This window comes from Sphingopyxis indica (assembly GCF_900188185.1).
Classification (GTDB): Bacteria; Pseudomonadota; Alphaproteobacteria; order Sphingomonadales; family Sphingomonadaceae; genus Sphingopyxis; species Sphingopyxis indica.
This window is the reverse complement of sequence record NZ_FZPA01000009.1, coordinates 181,306-205,175: the sequence shown is the minus strand read 5'-3', so window position 1 is coordinate 205,175 and position 23,870 is coordinate 181,306. Positions and strand designations below refer to the sequence as shown.

Sequence of the window (23,870 nt, the reverse complement as noted above, 5' to 3'; positions counted from 1 at the left end):
GTCGGCCTCCAGAACAGCTTCTGGCTCACCGTCGCCTGCGAACTCTACGTCCTCTTCTACGCCTTGTGGGGCTCAAAACCCACCAACGCCCTGCCGCCGGAAGAACTGCGTGAACCGGCGCAGCCATAACCGGCCGGGTTTCAGGCGATGACCGGCCTTCGCCTATTGGGGGATTGGGGCAGCACGCGCCTCAGGCTCTGGCGCCTGGAGGACGGCCAGATCACGGACAGACGCGAAGGTCCCGGCGTGATCGGCCTCCAACAACCGGCGGCCGATATTCTGCTGGACGCCATCGCTCCATGGCGCACCGCCGGCGCCAGCCGCGTCACCCTGTGCGGCATGGCAGGCGCGCGCGGCGGCCTGCACGAGGCCGGCTATGCCCCCTGCCCTCTCGACGCCGCGCAATGGACACAGCGGACGGCCGCCTTCGCGCTCGACGGCCTTGCCATCCGTATCGCCGCCGGATGCGCCTGCGACCGCGACGGCGGCCTTCGCGACCTGATGCGCGGAGAAGAAACGCAGCTGTTCGGTGCAATGGCGCTGGACCCTGCGCTGGCGGAGGGGCGGCATATGCTGGTGCTTCCGGGCACGCACAGCAAGTGGGCCGTCGTCGAAAGCGGGCGCATCGTGAGCTTTCGCACCTTCCTGACCGGCGAACTGTTCGCCCGGCTAAGGGGGTCGAGCCTTCTGCCGGCCCTTGCCGGTGAAGCCGCCGGTGACCCAGCGGCCTTCGCCGCCGGTGTCGAAGCGGCGCGAGACGGGGGATTGCTCGGAAGCCTGTTTCTCGCCCGTTCTGCGCAGGTCGATGCGGGTCAGTCGGCCGAATGGGCATCGGCGTTTCTCTCCGGCCTTCTGATCGGCAGCGAATGCGCCGAAATGGCCGGCGCGGTCCCTTCCCCTTCACCCGTTCGGATCATTGGCGCGCCAGGTCTTGCCGAGCGCTATGCGGTGGCGCTGACCCGTTTCGGAACCGGTGCCGAGCCGAATGATGCGGAAGCCTGCACCCTTGCTGGATTGAGGATAGTCGATGCCGATGATTGACGAACTGCTGGCGGCGGGCACACCGCCCATTGTCGCAATATTACGAGGAATCCAGCCGGACGAAGCAGTACCGGTGGCCGCGTCGTTGATCGACGCCGGTATCCGCATGATCGAGGTGCCGCTGAACTCGCCCGAGCCGCTGAAGAGCATCGCCGCCATGCAGGCCGGCTTTGGCGAGACAGCCCTTATCGGCGCGGGCACGGTGCTGACGGTCGACGCGGTGAACGCCGTTGCCGAGACGGGCGCGCGCCTGATCGTCGCGCCCAATGTCGATCCCCCGGTGATCGCACGCGCAGTGGAAAGCGGTCTGGAGGCCATGCCTGGCTGCATGACGCCGACCGAAGCCTTCGCGGCTCTTTCGGCAGGGGCAAAGCAGCTCAAGCTGTTTCCCGCCGCGGCTCTCGGCACCGGCCATTTGAAGGCGATGTGCGAAGTGTTGCCGAAATCTGTCGGGATCTGGGCCGTTGGCGGCGTCGACGAGACCAACGCCAGCGCGTGGCTCGGCGCCGGCGCCGCAGGGGTGGCCGCGGGGGGCAGCCTCTACCGTCCGGGCCGATCGGCCGAGGAGATTGGCCGAATTGCACGGAGGCTGGTTACCGCGCTCTCCCGATCCTGACCCTGGGTCGTAAACTCATAAATGGCGCCATCGAGGTTTGAGGCAAAATGGCCCAGTGCGAGGAGAGAAGGCACAGGAATATGTCGATATTTCAAGACTTCTCGGCGAAGCAATGGGCCATTTTGGTCAAATCCCTTCGGGACGCCCAAATGGCTTCCATCTCGGGGCGAAAGCCGCTTGGAAAGGCAACCAGCCTTCCCCGCGCGTCTTTCCCCCCGACCTGTTCGCCATTTGGGCGCCTCGATGGCGCCATTTATGAGTTTACGACCTAAGGCGTCGGCGTCCCAAGCATGGCGCCCCGCGTGTCGAGGAAAGCCATGTTGACAAGGTCGGTCATGGCGGCGCGAGCCGCTTCGACATTCTCCGCCTCCACCGCATCGAATACCCGCCGATGATCGGGCGTCGGGTCGCGCAGCACGGGCGCCTCGCGCAGTTTGTACATCGTCGTCCAGTGGACCGCCGCGCCCACACTGCTCGTCAGGGTGATCAGGAAGGGGTTTCCGGACGCCTCGAGCAGGACGGCATGAAAATCCTGGTCGGCCTGGCGTCCTGCTTCGGTCGCCAGCGTATGCTCCTGCATCGCGTCCAGCGCCCTGCCCATTCGGACAACCTGATCGTCGGTTCGCCGCGTCGCGGCCAGCGCCGCCGCCTCCGGTTCGACGACCCGGCGCAGTTCGAACAGGCTTTCCAGCAGGCAATCATTGGGTTGGAACTCGAAAATCCATTGCAGCACGTCAGGATCGAGCATGTGCCATTTCACGCGGGCACTGACCTTGGTTCCTGTTTTGGGACGCGATTCGACCAATCCTTTTGCAGATAATATCCGCAGCGCCTCACGATAGGCCGTGCGCGAGATGTTCAATCGCTCGCTCGCCTCGATTTCGCCGCGCAGCGAGTCGCCCGGCGCATATCGACCCGATACGATAGCGATACCAAGGTCGCGCGCTACCGAGCCGTGGATACGCAGGCGCTTTCCGGCTGTGGCCGAATGAAAATTTTGTGCTGGGGTCGGATCATCCATACGCATAGTTTAGCGCCCTTCCCCCCAGAGGCAATGCACGCGCGGTCCAAACGAAAAGGCTGATAACATTCAAGCGATCAACTTTGTGCGACAAATGGCGAGCCGCTTCCAGGTCAAGGGGTCGGGCCGCCCATCCGGAGGGCCCTTGCGCCGGACCTGATCGAGGGAATCGCACTGCGTTGTTGCAGTCTTCACCGCTGGCGCGCTCCGCCTCAGGCGGCACGTATCGCGCGGCACGGGAATCCCCTTGACAAAAGCCCCTCTCCCGCGAAATGGTAGCGGTATCATAAGGGGGAGGGAAGAGCAGGTGAACGACGCCGCTGCAACAGCAGATTTGTTGGTCGCCCCTTGGCGGCCGGCGGCATTCGTCGAGCGACTTGTCGCGCTCGCCTCCCCGTCGATCCGCGGCGCAGCCGTCCCGGCGCGCCTTTCACCGATGCCGAAAGCTGCGTTCGGACCGGCATTTCCGACGGCAGAAAAGCCCGTCGCTGCGCCCCTGCGACCGAGTTTCTCGATACGGTGATCTTCCCCGCAACCAATATTTTCAAGACCGCCACCACGCCCCCCGTCAACTGCGTGTTGGCGACACGGCGAAAAATACCCGCCGCATAACCGGAAAGGAATTTGAAATGCTCTCTCTCTTGCTGGCGGCCACCGCACCGGTGACCGTTGTGTCGCCCGACAACAGCATCGTCATCAGTGTGGCCCCCGACGGCCAGTCCTATTCGGTGACCCGCAAGGGCGAAACCATTGTCAAGGATGCACCGCTGGGTCTGGATATCGCGAACGAGTCCGATTTTTCGAAATTGCAGCTTGTCGATGTAAGGACGCAGACGGTCGACCGCACGATCCCCCTCACCGCCACCAAGGCCAGCCAGGCCAAGGATCACTATAATGGCGCCGTCATCCGCTTTCGCGAAGACGGGGCGAGCGGCCGGACCATGTCGATCGAGGCGCGCGCCTATGACGAGGGCGTTGCGTTCCGCTATGTCCTGCCCGGCGGCAAGCCGGTGGAAGTCGCCAGCGAGAAAACCGGATTCCGCCTGGCCGGCGATCCGCAATGCGAAGTCTCGGAATTTACGGCTCCGCATGAAAACGCGTGGCAACTGAAAGCGATCTCGGCGCTGGACGCCTCGAAACTTTACGACCTTCCGATGGTCTGCGCGTCGCCGTCTGGCAAGACGCACTTCGCGCTGACTCAGGCCGGAATCGACGGCTATGCCGGGGCCGCACTGCGGCCTGTCGCCGGCGGCGTCGACGTCCATATATTTCCGCGCAAGGGCCGCCCCTATGTGGCAGTCGAATCGCCCGACGGCCTGCAGAGCGCATGGCGCGTCATCATGGCGGGCGATCGCGCGGGCGATCTGATCGCCTCGCCGCTCGTCGGCAATCTTTCGCGGCAGGCCGCCGGCGACTTCTCGTGGGTCAAGCCCGGCAAGGCGGCGTGGGACTGGTGGTCCGGCCCGCTGGAAACCCCGCCTCCGACCATGGAGCGCTACCGCCACTTCATTGATTTCGCCTCTCAATCGGGCTTTCCCTATTTCCTGATCGACGCGGGCTGGGCCTACAAGACCGGCCAATGCTGCGACCTGTGGCCCGATCCCCGGAACGACATCACGCGACCGGAGGCCGGGATCGATATCCCCGCCCTCGTGCAATATGCCAGCGACAAGGGCGTGGGCCTGATCCTCTGGCTGCATTGGCTGCCGCTCGACGCTCGCCTCGACGAGGCGCTCGATCTTTACCAGAGCTGGGGCATCAAGGGCATCAAGGTCGATTTCATGGACCGCGACGATCAGGAAATGATCGACTTCTATGTGCGCGTCGCCGAAGCGACGGCAAAGCGGCACATGCTGCTCGACATGCACGGCGCCTTCCCGCCTTCCGGCCTTCAGCGCACCTATCCCAACTACATTACGCAGGAAGGTGTGATGGGCGCGGAGCATGACAAGTTCCACTGGGGCGCCGTCACGCCCGCCCACAATGTGAAACTTGCCTATACCCGCATGTTGCTGGGCCCGATGGACTATACGCCCGGCGGTTTTCGCAACGGCGCCAAAGCGGCGGGACCGGGCGACGGGTCGCTGCCGACATCGCAGCACACGCGGGGTCAGGCACTGGCGATGTATGTGGTCTATGACAGTCCGCTTCAGATGGTGTCGGACGCGCCGGAAGCCTATGCGAACGCCAGCGGCTTCGACTTCATCAAACAGGTGCCGACCGCGTGGGACGAAACCCGCTTCATCGACGGCACGCCGGAAAGCCACATCGTCCTCGCCCGCCGCAAGGGGAAGGATTGGTATATCGGGGCGATGACCAACGGAACCGCCCGCAAGGTCCGGATTCCGCTCTCCCTGCTCGGATCGGGACGCTTCGAAGCGACGATCTGGCAGGACGGAGCCTCCGGCAACGAGGTGAACCGCACCGTGCGGCAGGTGACAAGCCGCGACAGCCTGTCCATCCAGATGAGCGTCGGCGGCGGCGCCGCGATCCATCTGACGCCGATCAACTAAAGCAATTTTCGAACCCGACAAGGAAGGCCGCCGCGCCCTTGGAGAGCGGCGGCCTTCATTTCGTCTGGTTCATTGCTCGGTCCGAGGTCCGGCACGCCCGGCCGGCCTGCGAACAAGCGGGGCGTTGGGATCATAGGTCCAGACCGCCTCGTCCCGCAGGTCGCCCGAAGACGCCGCGATCCGGTTGCGTCCCGGCGTCAGCTGCACCTCGGTCCAGGTCGCCACATGGTCGACCACGGGCATTTCGGGAAGCGCGCGGCCGTTCACCGTCAGGCGAACCGCCGGCTGATTGCTGTAAACGCGGACCGTTACCCGGGCCTGCGTGCGATAATCATGGCGGCGCTCGGTCAGGTGCAGCATCGGCCGGTCGGACCAGTTGGCCTGATACCAATAATAAGCGTCCTTCCGAACGGCCCGGTCATAGGTCACGAGGCCCTTGTCGTTGATGCCGTTGCGGTCCCCTTCGCTCCGCCCGTCGGAGGCGAGGTCAAAGGCGACCCAGACGAACGAGCCCCATAGATAGGGAAGGTCCCTGATCCCCCGCCAATTCTGTTCGTGATAGAGCGCCTGATATTGTTCGGGATGCCAGGCGCTCGTCGTCACCGGCGGGGCGGGGTTGCTCTCCTGCGCGCGGATGCCGGCGCCCGCGCCATATTCGCCAACCGCGAACGCACGTTCGGGGAAGCGCTCGTGAAATGTCCGCGCCCATTCGCCTAGCGTGCCCTTCTGGTCGGGATACCAGCCGAAATAGCGGTTGAAAGCGCTGAGATCGGCGACGAGCGCCTTGGGGTGATCGTCGTTCTGGCAGCAATGGGCATAGGTGGTGGGACGGCTCGGATCGGCGGCGCGGGCCGTCGCCTGAGCGGTGCGGAGCACGCGCAGCACGTCGTCGCTTGTCTCATAGACCTCATTGCCCAGCCCCCAGACCGCCACCGAGGGATGATTCATATTCTGGGCGATCAATTCGCGCATCTGCCGGGCGACATTGCGCTCGAACGCCTCGCCCGGGTCGATCGCGCCGTTGAGGGGAATTTCCGTCCACACCAGCAAGCCCAGACGATCCGCTTCGTCATAGGCACGCTGCGGATGCTGATAGTGAACGAACCGCACCGCGGTCGCGCCCATTTCGGCGATGATCCGCATGTCTTCGGATATTTCCTCATCGGTCACCGCGGTCCCCCGGCCGGGCCGTTGAGCGTGGAAATAGTTTACGCCGCGCAGGCGATAGGACCGGCCGTTCAGCAGCAGCCCCTTGTCGGCGGTCACTTCGATCGAACGAATGCCCAGCGGCAGTTCGACGCGGTCACGCACCCTTCCCTTGGTGTCGAAGAGCGTCGCGACGACCTTGTAGAGATAGGGATCGGCAATGCCGTTCCACAGGTGCGGGTTCGACAGGGCCAATTCGGCGGTCGCGTCGCTCGTTCCGCCGGAAGCCACGCTGCCCAGCCCCTCGGCCGCGGCGACGGCCTGCCCCGCCGCGTCGTAAAGATCGATCCGATAGCGCACACCGGTATCGGCTTTCGTGTCGTTCGAAAGGCGCAGACGGGCGCGAATCGAAGCGGCGTCGGCGGTCGCCTTGGGCGTGGAAACATAGACACCGGGGCCGCCGTCATCCTCCATGTCGAAATGCAGCGCATCCGCCGACACCAGCCAGACGCGGCGGTACAGCCCCCCGAAAACCGTGAAATCCCCGCCCAGCGGTGCAATGTCAGGAAGGCGGCTGTTGTCGACGCGGACGGCGACGCTGTTGGGGCCGGCTTGCAAGGCGTCCGTTACATCGAAGCGGAAACGGGCATAGCCTCCTTCGTGGCGGCCGATCTTGCGCCCGTTGACCCACAGATCGGTCGCCAGCGCGGCCCCATCGAATTCCAGAAAATACCGGCGATCGGGCGCCTTTGCCGGCAGCGTTACATGCGTTCGATACCAGGCGGGGCCCCGATAATAGCCTCCGCCGTCGTCGCCGTCGCTGCCATTGAAGCTGTGGGGCAGCGTGACCCGGGGCCAGTCTGCATCGTCATAATCGGACGCTCCGGCACCGGGTGGGTCCGCGCGCTTGAAAGTCCACACGCCGTCGATCGGTGTCCTGCCGCGGTCTGTGGCCAGAGCCGGGCCCGCAGCCCATAGCCCGACAATGAGCAGAAAGAGCGACAGCGCGGCTTTGACCTTCCGCTGCATGGAATTGGCGCCGCCGCAGGGCATGGCCATAAATTATCTCCCCCAAAAATCGCTCTCCGATCCTTCTTCGCCCGGAATCGAGCGACGGCAAAGCGACCGGCGGCCGATCGCCGCATTCCCGTTGACCTCCGCCGAGCCTTTGGTATCGCTATCATCAGACAATTTAAATGTCCACTCGGGCAAGGCGGCCGGCCGGGCGGCACCGCTGCTGTCCGACAATGCGGACTTCGGGAAGGGGGGAATAGGACATGGCCGACGCAGATAGCGCCCGACAAGCCGGAAGGCTTGTCATCCGGGGCCTGGCGCTACCGATACTTGGCCTGATGTCGGCTTGCGGCGGTGGGGGCGGCTCATCGCCGGCAGCTCCGTCGGTCGTTTTACCGGCCCCGACACCCGCGCCGGCCCCGACGCCGACACCGGCTCCGTCAATGCCCGCCATCCCCGCACCAACCCCGGCCCCCGCCCCGACAGCAACATCGCCAGCCGTCGCCTTCTCCCAGCACATGTCGCCCGGCATCAATCTCGGCAACACGCTCGAGGCGATCGCCGACTGGATGCCGAGGCCCGCGACCAGCTCCGAAGAAGGGGCATGGGGACAGCCGGACGTCAATCAGGCGATCATGAACGGCTACAAGGCCGCAGGCTTCAGAAGCGTGCGCATTCCGGTCTCGTGGAGCCAGTATCTCGATGGCAATGGAAGGATCCCCGACTTCTGGATGAACCGCGTGAAGCAGGTCGTTGACTATGCCCGCAACGCCGACCTGTACGTCATCGTCAATATCCATTGGGACGGCGGCTGGATGAATCCGGTCCCCGAGGAAAAGGACGCGGTCAATGCGAAATTGACCAGCCTGTGGACGCAGATTGCCGAAGCGTTCAAGGGCTATGACGATCATCTGCTGTTTGCCGGAACCAACGAGATCGCGCTCGACTGGAGGCAGCCGCCGCCCGAAAACTGCCCGATACAGCACAGCTTCAACCAAAGCTTCGTCAACGCCGTGCGAGCGACGGGGGGCAACAATGCCAATCGCTATCTGGTCGTCCAGGCATGGGCGACGAATATCGACGCCAGCCTGACGTGCAACGCCACGATGCCGACCGATACGGTGTCAAACAAGTTGATGATGGAGGTCCACTATTACGATCCCTACAATTTCACGATCAACAGCGACAGCGGCATCTGGCAATGGGGAGCAATGATCGAGGACCCGGCCTTTGGCGAAAGCTGGGCGAACGAAGCCTATACCGACACCCAGTTCCAGAAGATGAAAGCGAATTTCTTCGACAAGGGCGTGCCGGTGATCCTCGGCGAATATGGCGCTTATAACAAAGCCGATTTTCCCGGCATGGACCCCTATCGGCTTTACTGGATTCAATATGTGACCGAATCGGCGTTCGAGCACGGGTTGATACCGATATATTGGGATACCGGCGATTTTCTGAACCGGACCACCGGGGCAGTGAAAGACGCCGCGGCGGTCGACCGGATCATGGCGGTGACGAAATGACATGCCGTGCGCGGCCCGCGTGCAGCGAAAGATCGCCCGATGTCGGCAGCGTTCGCGCTCGAAGCCGGGAAGGAGCGCCAGGAGCAACCCTGATGGAGGCCGGGTTCGATTTGGACTTGATAGCGCTCCCATTTGATATGTATGAGTATTGGAAACTGAAGACGAAACGACTGGGGGAGAGCGAGTGAAATGTGGTTGAATCGTGCGCAAACGGCCTTTCTCGGCGCCTCTCTGTCCGCCGCGACTCTCGCGTTCGCGGCCTCTGCGGGCGCAGAACAGACACCGCCGGGAGTTGCCAATCCCGCGCTTTGGCCCACGGCGAAAAGCCAGGGCCTGATCGATTCGAAAACCGAAGCGCGGGTCACCGCCCTGTTGCGGCGAATGTCGATCGAGGAAAAGGTCGGGCAGATGATCCAGGCCGACACGGCGTCGGTCACACCGGAGGACCTGCGCAAATATCCGCTGGGCTCGATCCTTGCGGGGGGCAGTTCGCCGCCGATGGGGGCGCCCGACCGGTCGCCGGCCGGACCCTGGATCGAAACCGCGCGCGCTTTCAATGCCGTCGCGATGGAACGGCGGCCCGGCCATGTCCCGATCCCGATCATGTTCGGGATCGACGCGGTGCATGGCAACAACAATGTCGTCGGCGCGACCCTTTTCCCTCATAACAGCGCGCTTGGTGCGGCTCATGACCCCGACCTGATCCGGCGGATCGGCGAAGCTACCGCACGGGAAACCGCCGCGGCCGGGATCGACTGGGCCTTTGCGCCGACGTTGGCGGTGCCCCGCAACGACCGCTGGGGCCGGACCTACGAAGGCTATTCCGAGGACCCAGAGCTCGTTCGCGCTTATGCCGCGAAGATGATCGAGGGTCTTCAGGGAGCCCCCGGAAAAGACACGCTGCAGCAAGGTCATGTCTCGGCGAGCGCGAAGCATTTTCTGGGCGACGGCGGCACAACCAACGGCATCGACCAAGGCAATACCGAGATTCCCGAAAGCGAGTTGATCGCCATTCATTCCGCGGGCTACCCACCCGCGATCAACGCCGGGACGCGCACGATCATGGCCAGCTTCAACAGCTGGCAAGGCGTCAAGATGCACGGCAACAAGAGCCTGCTGACCGACGTGCTCAAGGGACGCATGGGGTTTGACGGATTCATCGTCGGCGACTGGAACGGTCATGGACAGGTGCCGGGCTGCACCACCACCGACTGTCCGGTCGCGTTCAACGCCGGTCTCGACATGGCAATGGCACCCGACAGCTGGAAAGGCCTGTTCGAAAACACGGTAAAGCAGGTCCGCGAGGGCGTGATCCCGATGGCGCGGGTGGACGACGCCGTGCGCCGCATTCTGCGCGTGAAATTCAAGGCCGGGCTGTTCGATCCCGCCCGTCCGTTTGAGAGCCGCATTGACGTAATCGGTTCGCCGGCGCACCGGGCCTTGGCACGCGAAGCCGTGCGCAAGTCGCTCGTCCTGCTGAAAAACAACGGCGCTTTGCCCGTGAAGAGTTCGGCGCATATTCTGGTTGCCGGCAACGCGGCCGACAATATTTCGCAGCAGTCGGGCGGTTGGACCCTGTCCTGGCAGGGCGACGGCAACACAAACGCCGATTTTCCGAATGCCCAGTCCATCTACGCAGGCATCGCCGAGGCGATGAAGGCCGGAGGCGGCAGCGCAACCCTGAGCGTCGACGGGAGCTTCACCGAAAAGCCGGACCTCGCCATCGTCGTATTCGGCGAGCAACCCTATGCCGAGGGCCTCGGCGATCTTCGCACGCTGGAGTTCGAGGCAGGCGACAAGAAATCGCTCGCGCTGCTCAAGAAGCTGAAATCGGCAGGAATCCCGGTCGTGTCGGTATTCCTGTCGGGACGTCCGATGTGGGTCAATCCCGAGCTCAACCAGTCGGACGCCTTCGTCGCGGCCTGGCTTCCCGGAAGCGAAGGCGGCGGCATTGCCGACGTCCTGATCGGCGACGCGCAGGGCCGGCCCGGAAAGGATTTCACGGGCCGCCTGTCGTTCAGCTGGCCAAAGACCGCCGCCCAGTTCACCCTCAACAAGGGACAGCCCGGCTATGACCCGCTCTTCGCGCTCGGCTATGGTCTTGGCTACGCCGCGCCAGGCGCCGTCGGCCGGTTGAGCGAAGTGGCGGGAATCGACGCCACGGCGACCAACAAGAGCCGCTATTTCACCGACGGCCGGATTCAAGCCCCCTTTGCGTTGACGCTTGGTGCGGGCGTCACCCGGCGCCCGGTCGATTCACCGAGCCGTCAGGAAGGCGCGATCCAGCTCGGCTGGACAGCGGGTCAAGCCGCCAAGGCGAGCATCGAGGGCGACAAGGTCGACCTGCGTTTCGAAACCAACGCGGAAATGATGCTGCAAATGACCTATCGTGTCGACACGCCGGCAACCGGCCGCGTGAATCTGTCGATGGGCGGCGGCACGGTCGACGCCACGGACCTCTTCCAGCGCAGCGCAGGCTGGCGGACGGTGCGCATTCCGCTGAAATGCTTTGCCGACAAGGGCGCGGACATGGCGGGACTCTATCCGCTATGGACGCTGTCCGCGACCGACTCCTTGACGGTTTCCTTCGCAGACATCGGCCTCGCGACGCAAGCGCCCGGCGGCATCTGTCCGCCCACCCCTTAGCTGCGTCCGTCCGCCCGGACCATCATTGCAGCACTGGAGATTTTCCATGCACCGACTGACTCGCTGGCTACTGCCCCTCGCCGCGCTGTGCCTCAGCGGCGTGGCCACCGCCAAGGACACTTCGCTCCCACGCCTCGAAAGCCGCGACGGGCGGCACGCCCTGATCGTCGATGGCGAGCCCTTCCTGATCCTTGGCGGTCAGGCGAACAATTCCAGCAACTATCCCGCGATGCTGCCCGAGGTCTGGCCGACGGTCCGCGCCCTGCACGCCAATACCCTCGAAATTCCGGTCGCCTGGGAACAGATAGAGCCGGTGGAGGGCCAGTTCGATTTCTCGTGGGTCGATGCACTGGTCCCCGAGGCGCGCGAGAACGGCGTCCGCCTGGTCCTGCTGTGGTTCGGCACCTGGAAGAACACCGGCCCGAGCTACATGCCCGAATGGGTCAAGCGCGACACCAGGCGCTTCCCGCGGATGAAGACAAGGGACGGCAAGACGCATTATGTGCCGAGCCCGCACGGACGCGCCACGCTGGAGGCCGACAAGCGCGCCTTCGTCGCCCTCATGCGTCATCTTCGCGAGATCGACCCGCAGCACACGGTGATCATGGTCCAGCCGGAGAACGAAGTCGGGAGCTACGGCTCGCCGCGCGATTTCTCACCCGAGGCCAACAGGCTGTTCGCCGGCCCGATCCCGGCAGAGCTTGCCCGCAAAGTCGGCAGGCGCGGCACCTGGAGCGAAGTGTTCGGCCGCAAGGCGGATAGTTCATTCAACGCCTGGTATACCGCACGCTACATCGACGAGATCGCCGCCGCGGGGCAGGCCGAACTCAACCTGCCGATGTACGTCAATGTCGTCACCAGCGACCCGTTCGATCCCAGGGCAGGCGAAGGCGATGGCGCCAGCGGCGGCGCCGACTGGCCTGTCCTTGACGTGTGGAAGGCAGCTGCGCCGCACATCGCGATCGCCGCGCCCGATCTCTATGATCGTGGCTACAAGATCTATGCCGGCAAGCTCGACAAGATGGCCCGGCCCGATAATCCGCTGTTCGTCCCTGAGACCGGCAACGACCTCGAATTCGCCCGCTATTTCTGGCTTGCGCTCGGCAAGGGCGCGATCGGATGGTCGCCGTTCGGGATGGACACCACCTATGCCAACTTCCCGCTCGGCGCGAAACGGCTCGATGCCGGGACGCTCGGCGCCTTTGCCTCGAAATTCGCGCTGATGCGCCCGATCGCGCGCGATTGGGCGCGGCTCGCCTTCGAACATCCGACGGTCGGCTTCGCCAGGGGCGATGACGCATCCGACCAGTCGGCGGTGAGCGGGCGCTGGAAGATCACCGCACGCTATGGCCTGTGGGCTTTCGGCGAGCCGAGTTGGACCTGGATGGAGATCCCGCCCAATCCCAAGAAGGATCAGCCGATCGGCGGCGCGGCGCTGATCCAACTCGGCCCCGACGAGTTCCTGCTGGCCGGTTCGGACGCGCGAATCGGCTTCGAACTCGCCGCGCCCAAGCCGGGAGAGAATGTCCATTACCTCAGCGTCGAAGAAGGCACTTTCGAAAGCGGCCGCTGGATGATGAAGCGTCGCTGGAACGGCGACCAGACCGACTATGGCCTCAACCTCGCCGAGCCGACGCTGCTGCGCGTGCGGCTCGGAACCTACCGCTGATCAGGGGAGCACCCGACGTGTCCATCCGTCATTCTTCAATCCGCCTCGTCCTCGCCGGGTTGCTCGCGTGCAGCGCGACCTCCGCACTGGCCGAAGGAACTTATCGTGCCACCGGCACGGGCGTCATCGTCAACCCCGACCAGGGTTCCGAACGCACGGTGCGGCTGCAGGTCTACGGCGACGGGCTGATCCGGGTCACCGCGGCTCCGACCGAGACGATCGACCTGCCCTCCAGCCTGATGGTGACTGCCGTGCCGCAGACGGACGGTTTTACTCTGAGCGAGGGCCCCGGATCAGTGACGCTGGCAACCGGGAGCGTCTCCGCCGAGGTGCAGCTGTCCGATGGCCAGGTCACTTTCCGCGACTCCGGAGGCAAAATTCTGCTCACTGAAGGCGGTCCGGCGTCGTTCACGCCCGTGACTGTCGAGGGGCAGCGTCGGTACACCGTCAGCCAGCAGTTCAACCGCGGCACCGATGAAGGCCTTTACGGTCTCGGCCAACATCAGAACGGCCAGATGAACTACAATGGCGAGGACGTCGAACTCGCTCAGCACAATATGGACATTGCGGTGCCGTTCGTCGTTTCGACGCGCAACTACGGGCTGCTGTGGGACAACAACTCGATCACCCGCTTCGGCAACCCCAAACCCTATGCTCTTGCGGGCAGCGACGGCGATGGCCTGACTGTCACCGGAAGCGACGGCAAGCCCGGCTGGACCGCGCAATATTATCTGGGCGACAAGCTGGCCGTCACGCAGAACGAACAGGTCATCAACTACCAGTATATTCGCGACAATATGCGCTGGCCCGAAGCGGCAAAGGCGCAGACGGTCGCCTCGACCGCGGGGCAGAACACGGCCGGCAACGCGGTCCAGACGCAGCGCGTGATCTGGACCGGCAAGGTGACGCCGGGCAAAAGCGGATTGCACCGTTTCCGCCTCTATTCGTCGAGCTATGTCAAGGTATTCGTCAACGGGAAAGAGGTGCTGGAGCGCTGGCGTCAGAACTGGAATCCCTGGTATCACAATTTCGACGTGCCGATGAAGGCCGGCAAGGCCACCGATATCCGCATCGAGTGGGAACCCAATGCGGGCTATATCGCGCTCGTCCACAACGCCCCCCTCCCCGATGCGGATCGCCATTCGCTCTCCTTCACCTCCGATCTGGGCCAGGCGGTCGATTATTATGTGACGGTGGGCAAGGACATGGACGGTGCGATCGCCGGCTATCGCAAACTCACCGGCAAGTCGGCGATGCTGCCGCAATGGGCCTATGGATTCTGGCAAAGCCGCCAGCGCTACGACACGCAGGAAGAGCTGCTCGGCGTCGTGCGCGAATATCGCCGTCGCAACCTGCCGCTCGACAATATCGTGCTGGACTGGCGTTATTGGGAGGATGACAGCTGGGGCTGCCATTGTTTCGACGCCAAGCGCTTCCCCGACCCCAAGGGCATGGTGGACGAGGTCCACGCTCTTAATGCGCGGATCATGATTTCGGTCTGGCCCAAATTCTATCCGGCCACCGACAATTACAAGGAGCTCGACAAGGTCGGCGGCATCTATCGTCGCATGGTCGAGCCGCGCCCCGGCGAACCGACGGACCCGCAATATATTTCCAAAATGTACCGCGACTGGGTGGGGCCTGGCTATGCGAACGCCTTTTACGACCCCTATAATCCGAAGGCGCAGGACATCTATTGGCGGCAAATCCGCGAGAATCTGGGCGACCTCGGCATTGATGCCTGGTGGCTCGACGCGGACGAGCCCGATTTCCACTCGAACCTTTCGGTCGAGGAACGCGCCTATCGCATGGGTCCGACGGCGCGCGGTCCCGGCGCGGCCTTCTTCAACAGCTACCCGCTGGTGCATAGCGAAGGCGTGTATCAGCGCCAGCTGGCGACGAAGCCGAATGTCCGCCCCTTCATCCTTTCGCGGTCGGGCTTTGGCGGCACGCAGCGCGCGGGAACGGCGCTCTGGTCCGGCGACGTCGTGTCGCGCTGGGACGACCTCAAGGATCAAATCTCGGCGGGCGTAAATCTTTCCATGTCGGGCATTCCCAACTGGACGCACGATATCGGCGGTTTCGCGCTCGAGGATCGCTACACGAAACAGGACCCCGCGCATATCGACGAATGGCGCGAGCTCAACCTGCGTTGGTTCCAGTTCGGCGCCTTCTCGCCGCTGTTCCGCAGCCATGGCGAGACCCCGAAGCGCGAAATCTATGAGATCGCGCCCGAAGGCTCGCCCATGTACGCCTCGATGGAATGGTATCTGAAGCTGCGGTACCGCCTGATGCCCTATATCTATACGCTGGCGGGCGATACGTGGCAGAAGGACAGCACGATCATGCGCGGCCTGGTTATGGATTTCCCGGCCGATCCCCGCGTCCGCAACATCAACGACCAATATATGTTCGGCAGCGCCTTCCTCGTGGCTCCGGTCACCGAGTTCAAGGCGCGTAGCCGCAAAGTGTATCTGCCGGCCGGCGCAGGCTGGTATGATTTCAACAACGGCGCATATTACAAGGGCGGCCAGGAGATTGTCGCCGAAGCGCCCTATGAACGCATGCCGCTGTTCGTGCGCTCGGGTTCCATCGTGCCGACGGGGCCGGAGATCGAGCACACCCGCGAGGAACCCGATGGCCCCATCGTGCTGCACATATTCACCGGCGCCGACGGCAGTTTTTCGCTCTATGAGGACGATGGGACAAGCGAAGGCTATAAGCGCGGCGAATTTGTCCGCATTCCCGTCCAGTGGAATGATGCCAGGGGCGAGCTGACCATCGGCAAGCGCGAAGGCGGCTATGGCGGGATGCCCTTCAAGCGAGCCATCTCCGTTCGCTTCTATGACAAGGACAGCGCGCGCGCGATCGACTTCGCGGAAAATGGTGAGACCTCGATCGTCTATGACGGGACCGCCGTCACCGTGCGCAAACCCTGACGGAGCCGATTGGCGGGGGGCAGGCGACAGCGCCCGTCCCCCGCCGCGGCCTGACCCGCTGGCGGCGGGTCGCTCTGGTTCGGGTAAGAATGGAGTAAGAGTTTTGGCAAGCAGCAGGCGCGAAATGATGAGCATCGGCGGTGCAGCGGCATTGGCCGCGCTGTGGCCACGCCACCTTGGCGCCGTCACGCCGGCCGGCAACGGCCCGCTGCTCGCACCAACTCCGCCGATGGGCTGGAACAGCTGGAACAGCTTTGCGACGACGATCACCGAGGCCCAGGCACTCGACGTCGCGCGCATCATGCAGGAAAAGCTGCTGCCCTTCGGCTACGACATCTTCACCGTCGACATTCAGTGGTACGAGCCGGACGCCAAAAGCTATACCTATAATAGCAATCCCGTGCCCGAAATGGACGGCTTTGGCCGTTTGCTTCCCGCGCCGAACCGCTTTCCCTCGGCAGCGGGGGGACGGGGCTTCGCGCCGCTGGCTACGAAGATTCACGCCATGGGGATGAAATTCGGCATCCATCTGATGCGCGGCATTCCCCGGCTGGCGGTGGAACGGAACCTGCCGGTACTGGGCACGCCTTACCGCGCGCGCGACATTGCCGATACGGGAAGCATTTGCGCCTGGAACCCGGACATGTACGGCGTCGATATGCGAAAGCCCGGCGCGCAGGCTTATTATGACAGCGTCTTCGCCCTCTATGCGTCCTGGGGCATCGACTTCGTCAAGATGGACGACATGAGCCGCCCGTACGACGCGGTTCAACGGCTGGAAATCGAAGCGGCGCATCATGCGATCCAGGCGACGGGCCGGCCGATCATCCTCAGCCTCTCCCCGGGTGAGACGCCTTTGGCGCAGGCCGGGCATGTCGGCCGCTACGCGCAAATGTGGCGGATCAGCGACGATTTCTGGGATTCCTGGGCGTTGCTCCGCGATCAGTTCGCGCGACTGGAGGCGTGGAATCCCCATCGGCACCCCGGAGCGTGGCCGGATGCGGACATGCTTCCCCTGGGCCGGCTCGCGCTGGGGGAACGGGACTCCCGGTTCACCCCCGACGAGCAGCAGACGCTGATGACGCTCTGGTCGATCGCGCGGTCTCCCCTGATCATGGGCGGCGACCTTCGCCATCTGGACAGCAAGACGCTGACCCTTTTGACCAACAAGGAGGTGATTGCGGTCAATCAGTCCTCGCGCGAAAACCGGCCCCATCAGGCGGGGCAGGATGCGCGCATCTGGTCGGCGCGGACGGCATCGGGAGACGACCGCTATGTCGCGTTGTTCAACATCGGCGACAGCCCGCGCGAGGTGAGTATCGCCTTGCCGGACCTGGGCGTGAAGGGCGCGGTCCGGGTTCGCGACCTTTGGACGGGTACCGACCAGGAAACGCTTACCCGCCGATTGGTGCGTCCCCTCCCCCCGCACGGCTCGGCGCTGCTCCGCCTTCGCGACGCGTGAGGGGACGCGGGTCCGAGATCAGGTCCCGCCGACCAGCCCCGCCCCGTGCAACCGGACGACCGGAACCATCTGGCCCGGCTTTGCGGGCGGCAGCGTCAGCACCAGCGCGTCGTCCTCCTGTTTCCAGGCGAGCTTGCCGCCGCCCACCACTTCAGCCTTGGCGATCGACGCGCCGCCCAGGGCACGGCGTCCCAATGACGCGATGCGCAGCGTGCTCTTGGGCCAGAGCATCAGAACCGTGTAAAGCGCGCCGTCCTTGACGGTGAAGCGCACGTCCTGTTCGGTAAAGTCGCTCGCCTTGTCTTCCTCCATCTTGCCGCCGGGCAGATCGGTCGGCCCTTCGCCGAACATCCGCCAGGGACGGCTGCCGAAAATCGCGGCGTCGCCGTTGACGCGCAGCCAGGCCGCGATGTCGTCAAGAATCCTTTCCTCCTCGCTATCGAGCGTGCCGTCGCCCCGAAGCGGGACCGACAGGAGAAGATTTCCGTTCTTCGACACGATGTCGCAAAGGCGCTGAATGACTTTTTGCGCCGGGACATAATATTTGTGGTCGTAGCGGGCCCGGTTGTAGTGCCAATCGCCGATACAGGTGCAGGTTTGCCAAGGCTGATCGCGCATCACCGGCGAAAAACCGCGCTCGACATCGTTCATCAGCCCGCCCTGCATATAGTCGGTCAGCAGCTTCGACGTCAGGACGACATCGGGGCTGCCGTGCCATTCGACCGCGCGGTTGTAATAGTGCGCGATGGCTTCCAACCCGACCGTCCCGAACGGGATTTGCGTGTCATCAAAATAGACGATGTCCGGTCGATATTTGTCGACCAGATCATTCTGGCGGAGGAGCCATTTCCGGACAAACGCCGGATTCCTCGATGCGGCATGTTCCAGCCAGCGCCCATCATGCACCTGATGCCATGCGTCCATCGAATCATTGCCGGCAATTCCATCGGGAGCGACAAAGCTGGGGCCGGTATAAAGTTCTTGCGGATCGAGCCCGTCCCACCATTTGCCGTGCCCCTGCTCGCGGCGCAGCTTGAAGGCGTCATAGCGCTCACCCGCCCTGGTCCCCTCGGGATCATAGCCATAGGCTGTCTGATACCAGTGCCAGGCATGGCTGACATGGTTGCTGACACCGAAAGGCAGCCCCTCGGCCCTGGCCGCCTTTTCCCAACCGGCCACAATGTCGCGCCTGGGTCCCACCCGGGTCGAATTCCAGGGATGATATGCGCTGTCGTACAGATCGAAATTGTCATGGTGGCCTGCCATGGCCATGAAATATTTCGCGCCGACCTGCTTGTAGCGGTGCAGCAGCGCGGCCGGGTCCCACGCCTCGGCCTTCCATTTGCCGATGATCTCCATGAAGCCGGTATCGGCCGGATGCCCATAGTTGGCGAGGTGGTGCTTGTAGGCATCGCTTCCGGGCACGTACATGAGCCGGCCATACCAGTCGCCCGCTTCGGGCTGGCATTGCGGGCCCCAATGCGCCCAGATGCCGAACTTCGCATCGCGAAACCACTCGGGCGTTTCCCAACCGGCGACGAGCGAGGACCAGTCCGGCGTGAACATCGAGGCGTTTGCCGATGCTGCGCCGCCCATCGCCAGAGCGCCCGCGATCATGCCACGGCGACCAATTTTCAACATTCAATCCCCCCCCCCTTTGCATTTCCGCTTGCGCGCGGACGAGCCTTGTTGGTAGCGCTACCAGATACGATTGTGAAGAGGGAAGAGGATGAGGGACGCAAGCGAGCCGTACGGGAACGGCGGGCCGCGCGATCGCCTGCAGACGCTCTCCGGGTGAAAGGCGCGACATGAAAATCATTCCGGCACTTTTTCTGGCGGCGATGCCGGCCGCCGCCGATGCGGCACCGCTTGTTCTGGACCCGGCCTATACCTCCCACGCCGTCCTGCAGCGCGGCCGGGAAATCCCGGTCGGCGGCACTGCGGAACCGGGAAGCATGGTCAGCGTCGTTTTCGACGGCGAATCGCACACCGCCAAAGCCGACAGCAAGGGCCGATGGCAGGTGACCCTGTCCGGCCGCGAAGCCGGTGGCCCCTATGTCATGAAGGTCAGCAGCAGCGGCAAGGAGCAGCAGCTCGAGGATATCATGGTCGGCGACGTCTGGCTCTGCTCGGGCCAGTCGAACATGGAGTTCACGCTGCGCTATGCCACCAATGCCGCCTTCGAGGTTCCCTACTCCACCCATCCGAATCTGCGACTGCTCAATGTTCCCCGCCAGTCGAGCACGACGCCCCGGCAGCGTTTCTCATCGCCGGCCGCGTGGCAGCGTTCGGCGCCGGAAAGCGCGGCGGACTTCTCCGCTGCCTGCTACATCATGGGCCGCGAACTTCAGGCACAGCAGAAAATCCCCATCGGGCTGATCGCGGCAAGCTGGGGCGGATCGCCGATCGAGGAATGGATCAGCCGCGACGCGCTGCAGATGCTGCCGCGCTACGGCAAGGATTTTACGCTGCTGGACGAGTATATCCGCGATCCAGCCGGCGCCTATGCCACCTGGACCAGGCTCTTCCGCCAATGGCTGGGCGCCGACGCCACCGCGCCCGCCGAGGCGGCGTGGCGCGCCGTCCCGAACCTGCAACCGTGGGAGCAATGGGGCGACCCGGCGCTCGCGACCTTCGACGGCGTCGGCCATTATCGCGCCCGCGTGAAGCTGACCGCCGCGCAAGCCCGGCAATCCGCGCATATCGCCATTGGAACCGTGGACGACATGGATGTCACGCGCGTCAACGGCAAGACCGTGGGCTCTGAGCAGGGCTGGCAAAAGAACCGCGTCTATGACGTGCCGACGGGCGTGCTGAAGGCCGGTGAGAACAGCATCGAAATTACGGTCGTCGACACAGGCGGCGGTGGCGGTCTGTGGGGCGAGGAGGCGCGCACGCTCACCCTCGACGACGGCACGTCCCTGCCGCTTTCCGGCTGGCGCTTCGCCAAGGGACGGACACTGCGGAACGGCGAGGCGCCGCCCAGCTTTCCGTGGACCGGCGGCAGCGGCCGGACCACGCTTTTCAACGGCATGATCGCGCCGCTGCACGGCTATCCCCTGAAGGGCTTCGCCTGGTATCAGGGCGAGGCCAATGCGCATGATGCCAAGGGATATGCCGAACTTATGCCGTTGCTGATCGCCGACTGGCGCAAGCGATTCGGCGCTTCGCCCTTTCTGATGGTCCAGCTTGCCAATTTCGGACCGCTTGCCTCTGCCCCGTCGAACGACTCCTGGGCACAATTGCGCGATGTCCAACGCCGGGTCGCGGATGCCGATCCGCAGGTCGGCATGGCGAGCGCCGTCGACATCGGCCAGGTCGCCGACATACATCCGACCAACAAGCAGGACGTCGGCAAGCGGCTTGCCCTGGCGGCCCGGCACATCGCCCTTGGCGAGGACGTCGAAGACCGCGGACCGGCGCCGGTTTCGGTGACGCGCACGGCAAAGGGCATCGCCGTTCGTTTCACCCATGGCCCGCTCAAGCTGGTCGGCGGCGGGTCCGCGATCGGATTCGAGCTGTGCGACGCGGCGGGCAACTGCCGATTTGTGAACGGCGAACTCGACGGCGAAACCATCCTGTTGCCGGCGGATCCCGGCGCCCGCGAGGTCCGCTATCTGTGGCAGGCGAGCCCGATCGTGAACCTCTATAATGCCGCCGAGCTGCCGGCGACCGGCTTTGCAATGCCGATAGAATGATCGGCGCGATACCGCGAAGCGTCGAGGGGCGTCCGCGTCGTTGGGGGCCCGCGCCGAGGCGGAGGCTCGACGCCCCGCCAGCATGATGCCGAACGAGCCAAGCGACGATAGAATAAGGGGGAAGAATGTCATGAATATCCGACGTGCCGGCCGCTGGACCGCCGCCGCTTTGCTGGGATGCGGCCTCCTCTTCGTCGGCCCCGTCTGGACCGCCTCCCCTTCGCTGGCACAGCAGCCCGCCCCCTATGTGTGGCAATCGGTGCCCTTCGGCGGGGGCGGCTATGTCGACGGTTTCGCCTATCACCCCCGCACGCGCGGCATTCTCTATACGCGAACCGACATCGGCGGCCTTTACCGCTATGACTATGAGGCAAAGCGGTGGCTCCCGCTGCTCGATCATCTGAGCCGGCAGGACGGCGATCTCATGGGGGTGCTCGGCATCGCGCTCGATCCCGCAAATCCGGACAGGGTTTATGCCGCATGCGGCCTCTATCTCAACCCATGGTCGCGGAAGGGCGCAATATTGCGTTCGGACGATCGCGGGCGGAGCTGGCAGGTCACCGAACTGCCCATCCATGTCGGCGGCAACGCCGACGGGCGCGGCAGCGGCGAGCGCCTGATGGTCGACCCGCACAATCCCATGATCCTCTATTATGGCTCGAACGAAGACGGCTTGTGGAAGAGCACGGACGGCGGCCAGAGCTTCGCGCGCACCGGCGCGGCCGAGCGCTCGTTCAGCCTGGTTGCGGCCGATCCTTCCGACGCTTCGTCGCTCTGGGCCGGCGCCGCCGATGGCGGGGGCGGCCTTTTCCTCAGCCGCGATGGCGGCCAGTCCTTCCAGCGCATCGAAGCGCTTCCTGCGATGATACCACAGCGTCTGGCCTTCGCGCCCGACGGGTCGTTGTATGTCACGTTCGCGAAAGGCGATGGAAAAGCCGCCGTCAACCCCAATCATGCGACCAGCGGTGCGGTGTGGAAGCGCGACGCCAAAAGCGGCAAGTGGCGCGATATTACGCCTGCAGGCCCGATCCCCGGCGTGGCGGGGGGCTTTTCCGGAGTTGACGTGTCGCGCGACGGGACCGTCGCGGTGTCGACGCTGGATCGCTGGCATCCGGGTGACGACATCTACGTGTCGCGCGACGGCGGCGAGAGCTGGACCGGCTTGCAGGGCAGAGCGCGGCATCTGCCGGGGGCCTATCCTTGGCTCGTCGATTATCTGAAGGGCGAAGACCGGATGGGGCACTGGATTTCAGACCTGAAATTCAATCCGTTCGATCCCGACGAAATGATCTATGGCACGGGTTATGGGGTGTGGATGAGCCGCAACCTCGCCTCCGTGAAGGGTGACCAAAAGGTCGATTTCGACTTTGCTGTCGACAATCTGGAGGAAACGGCGACCTTGCAACTCGTGTCGCCCACCGGCGGCGCCCGCGTGATGGCCGCGATGGGTGATATTGCGGGCGCTGCCTGGGACGATCTGACCCGCTCGCCGTCGGCGGGCCTGTTCACGCCGAACAGCGAGAATAATTTCAGTGTCGACTATGCCGGCCGCAAGCCCGAATTGGTCGTGCGCACCGCCGCCCATTCGCCGAACAACGGATATTATTCGCGCGACGGCGGTGCGAGCTGGGAGCCCTTTGCGTCCACGCCGTACCGGAAACCCGCCCAAGGTGAAGGCCGGCGCGGCCCCGGCACGATCGCGATCTCGGCGGCCGGAAGCACGCTCGTCTGGGCACCGGAAAGGGACGGTGCCTATCATTCCGTCGACGGCGGAAAGAGCTGGCAGCGATCGTCCGGATGGCCCGTCGATACCGAGCAGACGCTGCGTCCCGTTTCCGACAAGGCGGACGACCGCATCTTTTATGTATTCGACCGGTCCACCTCGCGCATTCTGGCAAGCGGCGACGGTGGCGCGCAATTCCACGTCCTCGTCGACGGACTGCCAAAGCTGGAGCCGTGGCAGAATGCGCAGCTCGCGGTGGTGCCGGGGCGAACGCGCGACCTGTGGCTGACGACTTCATTCGGCCTGTTTCATTCGCCCGACAGCAAATCGAAAATGATTCAGATCCGCGGCGTGGACGAGCCTTGGCTCATTTCATTCGGAGCCCCCATGCCAAAGAGTGGCTATCCCGCCATTTTCCTGTGGGGCAAAGTCAGCGGCATCGAAGGATTGTGGCGGTCGGACGACAAGGCCGCAAGCTGGACGCGGATCGACGACGAGGCGCACCGTTACGGCGAACTGCGCGCAATCGCGGGCGATATGGTCGAGGCGGGCACGCTCTATCTTGCGCCGCATGGCCGCGGAGTAATCGTGGGGCGACCGGCGAACCAGGGTCAAAAGGGCGATCCGTTCTGAAGTGATTTCGGGTGAAATGGATCATTTCACGGCCCGGGCATCACGCCAAAACAAGAAACCAGAGTGCAGGTTTCGATTCCACCAAAACCGAACGCACTCTGGCCGCCCCGCGGCAGCCGCCGGGCCGGCCGCCACAGGCATCGGACATCCTTTGTCGAAGGCGACATGAAAGCCGGACTGCGCCGTCCGATAGCGGCAGGCCAAAGGTCTTGCCCACGTCCCTGCC

At 64.2% G+C, this 23,870-nt stretch carries 13 protein-coding genes; 10 read left to right on the top strand and 3 right to left on the bottom strand.

Annotated elements, in window-relative coordinates:
• Positions 1-147: 147 nt before the first annotated feature.
• Positions 148-1,041 (top strand): 2-dehydro-3-deoxygalactonokinase, encoded by an 894-nt coding sequence (locus tag CHB69_RS13285; protein WP_089216476.1) that lies wholly within the window; start codon positions 148-150, stop codon positions 1,039-1,041.
• Complete coding sequence (locus tag CHB69_RS13280; RefSeq protein ID WP_089216475.1) at positions 1,028-1,657, top strand: 2-dehydro-3-deoxy-6-phosphogalactonate aldolase; 630 nt, start codon at positions 1,028-1,030, stop codon at positions 1,655-1,657. Before CHB69_RS13285 ends, CHB69_RS13280 begins: the two co-directional genes overlap by 14 nt.
• A gap of 268 nt (positions 1,658-1,925) precedes the next feature.
• Here the strand turns inward: CHB69_RS13280 and CHB69_RS13270 are convergent, their stop codons facing one another.
• On the bottom strand, positions 1,926-2,678 hold the full coding sequence (locus CHB69_RS13270) for a FadR/GntR family transcriptional regulator (protein WP_089216473.1): 753 nt from the start codon (positions 2,676-2,678) through the stop codon (positions 1,926-1,928).
• A gap of 629 nt (positions 2,679-3,307) precedes the next feature.
• Here CHB69_RS13270 and CHB69_RS13265 point away from each other — a divergent pair.
• Positions 3,308-5,191 (top strand): glycoside hydrolase family 97 protein, encoded by a 1,884-nt coding sequence (locus tag CHB69_RS13265; protein WP_089216472.1) that lies wholly within the window; start codon positions 3,308-3,310, stop codon positions 5,189-5,191.
• 69 nt (positions 5,192-5,260) lie between these two features.
• On the opposite strand, the gene CHB69_RS13260 is transcribed toward CHB69_RS13265, so the two are convergent.
• Positions 5,261-7,366 (bottom strand): glycoside hydrolase family 2 protein, encoded by a 2,106-nt coding sequence (locus CHB69_RS13260; protein ID WP_089216501.1) that lies wholly within the window; start codon positions 7,364-7,366, stop codon positions 5,261-5,263.
• A gap of 503 nt (positions 7,367-7,869) precedes the next feature.
• Between CHB69_RS13260 and CHB69_RS13255 the strand changes: the two genes are divergently transcribed.
• The 5 genes from CHB69_RS13255 to CHB69_RS13235 all read left to right on the top strand — a co-directional run bounded on the left by CHB69_RS13255 (position 7,870) and on the right by CHB69_RS13235 (position 17,590).
• A complete protein-coding gene (locus CHB69_RS13255) occupies positions 7,870-8,874 on the top strand; it encodes a glycoside hydrolase family 5 protein (RefSeq protein ID WP_212541931.1) in 1,005 nt (334 codons plus the stop codon).
• 189 nt (positions 8,875-9,063) lie between these two features.
• Complete coding sequence (locus tag CHB69_RS13250) at positions 9,064-11,520, top strand: glycoside hydrolase family 3 protein (RefSeq protein WP_089216470.1); 2,457 nt, start codon at positions 9,064-9,066, stop codon at positions 11,518-11,520.
• Between the two features lie 46 nt (positions 11,521-11,566).
• A complete protein-coding gene (locus CHB69_RS13245; RefSeq protein ID WP_089216469.1) occupies positions 11,567-13,189 on the top strand; it encodes a DUF5597 domain-containing protein in 1,623 nt (540 codons plus the stop codon).
• A gap of 17 nt (positions 13,190-13,206) precedes the next feature.
• On the top strand, positions 13,207-16,128 hold the full coding sequence (locus CHB69_RS13240; RefSeq protein ID WP_170935556.1) for a TIM-barrel domain-containing protein: 2,922 nt from the start codon (positions 13,207-13,209) through the stop codon (positions 16,126-16,128).
• 124 nt (positions 16,129-16,252) lie between these two features.
• Positions 16,253-17,590 carry a glycoside hydrolase family 27 protein gene (locus tag CHB69_RS13235; RefSeq protein WP_089216468.1) on the top strand — a complete coding sequence of 446 codons (1,338 nt, stop codon included), beginning with the start codon at positions 16,253-16,255 and terminating at the stop codon, positions 17,588-17,590.
• Positions 17,591-17,608: 18 nt separating this feature from the next.
• Here the strand turns inward: CHB69_RS13235 and CHB69_RS13230 are convergent, their stop codons facing one another.
• Positions 17,609-19,207 carry an alpha-L-fucosidase gene (locus CHB69_RS13230; protein WP_245836785.1) on the bottom strand — a complete coding sequence of 533 codons (1,599 nt, stop codon included), beginning with the start codon at positions 19,205-19,207 and terminating at the stop codon, positions 17,609-17,611.
• 191 nt (positions 19,208-19,398) lie between these two features.
• Here CHB69_RS13230 and CHB69_RS13225 point away from each other — a divergent pair, with 191 nt between their 5' ends.
• Both CHB69_RS13225 and CHB69_RS13220 read left to right on the top strand, forming a co-directional pair.
• Positions 19,399-21,288: a sialate O-acetylesterase gene (locus CHB69_RS13225; protein WP_089216466.1), complete on the top strand. Its 1,890-nt coding sequence runs from the start codon at positions 19,399-19,401 to the stop codon at positions 21,286-21,288.
• A 130-nt stretch (positions 21,289-21,418) separates the two neighbouring features.
• Positions 21,419-23,644 (top strand): hypothetical protein, encoded by a 2,226-nt coding sequence (locus tag CHB69_RS13220; RefSeq protein WP_089216465.1) that lies wholly within the window; start codon positions 21,419-21,421, stop codon positions 23,642-23,644.
• The last annotated feature ends 226 nt before the right edge of the window (positions 23,645-23,870 follow it).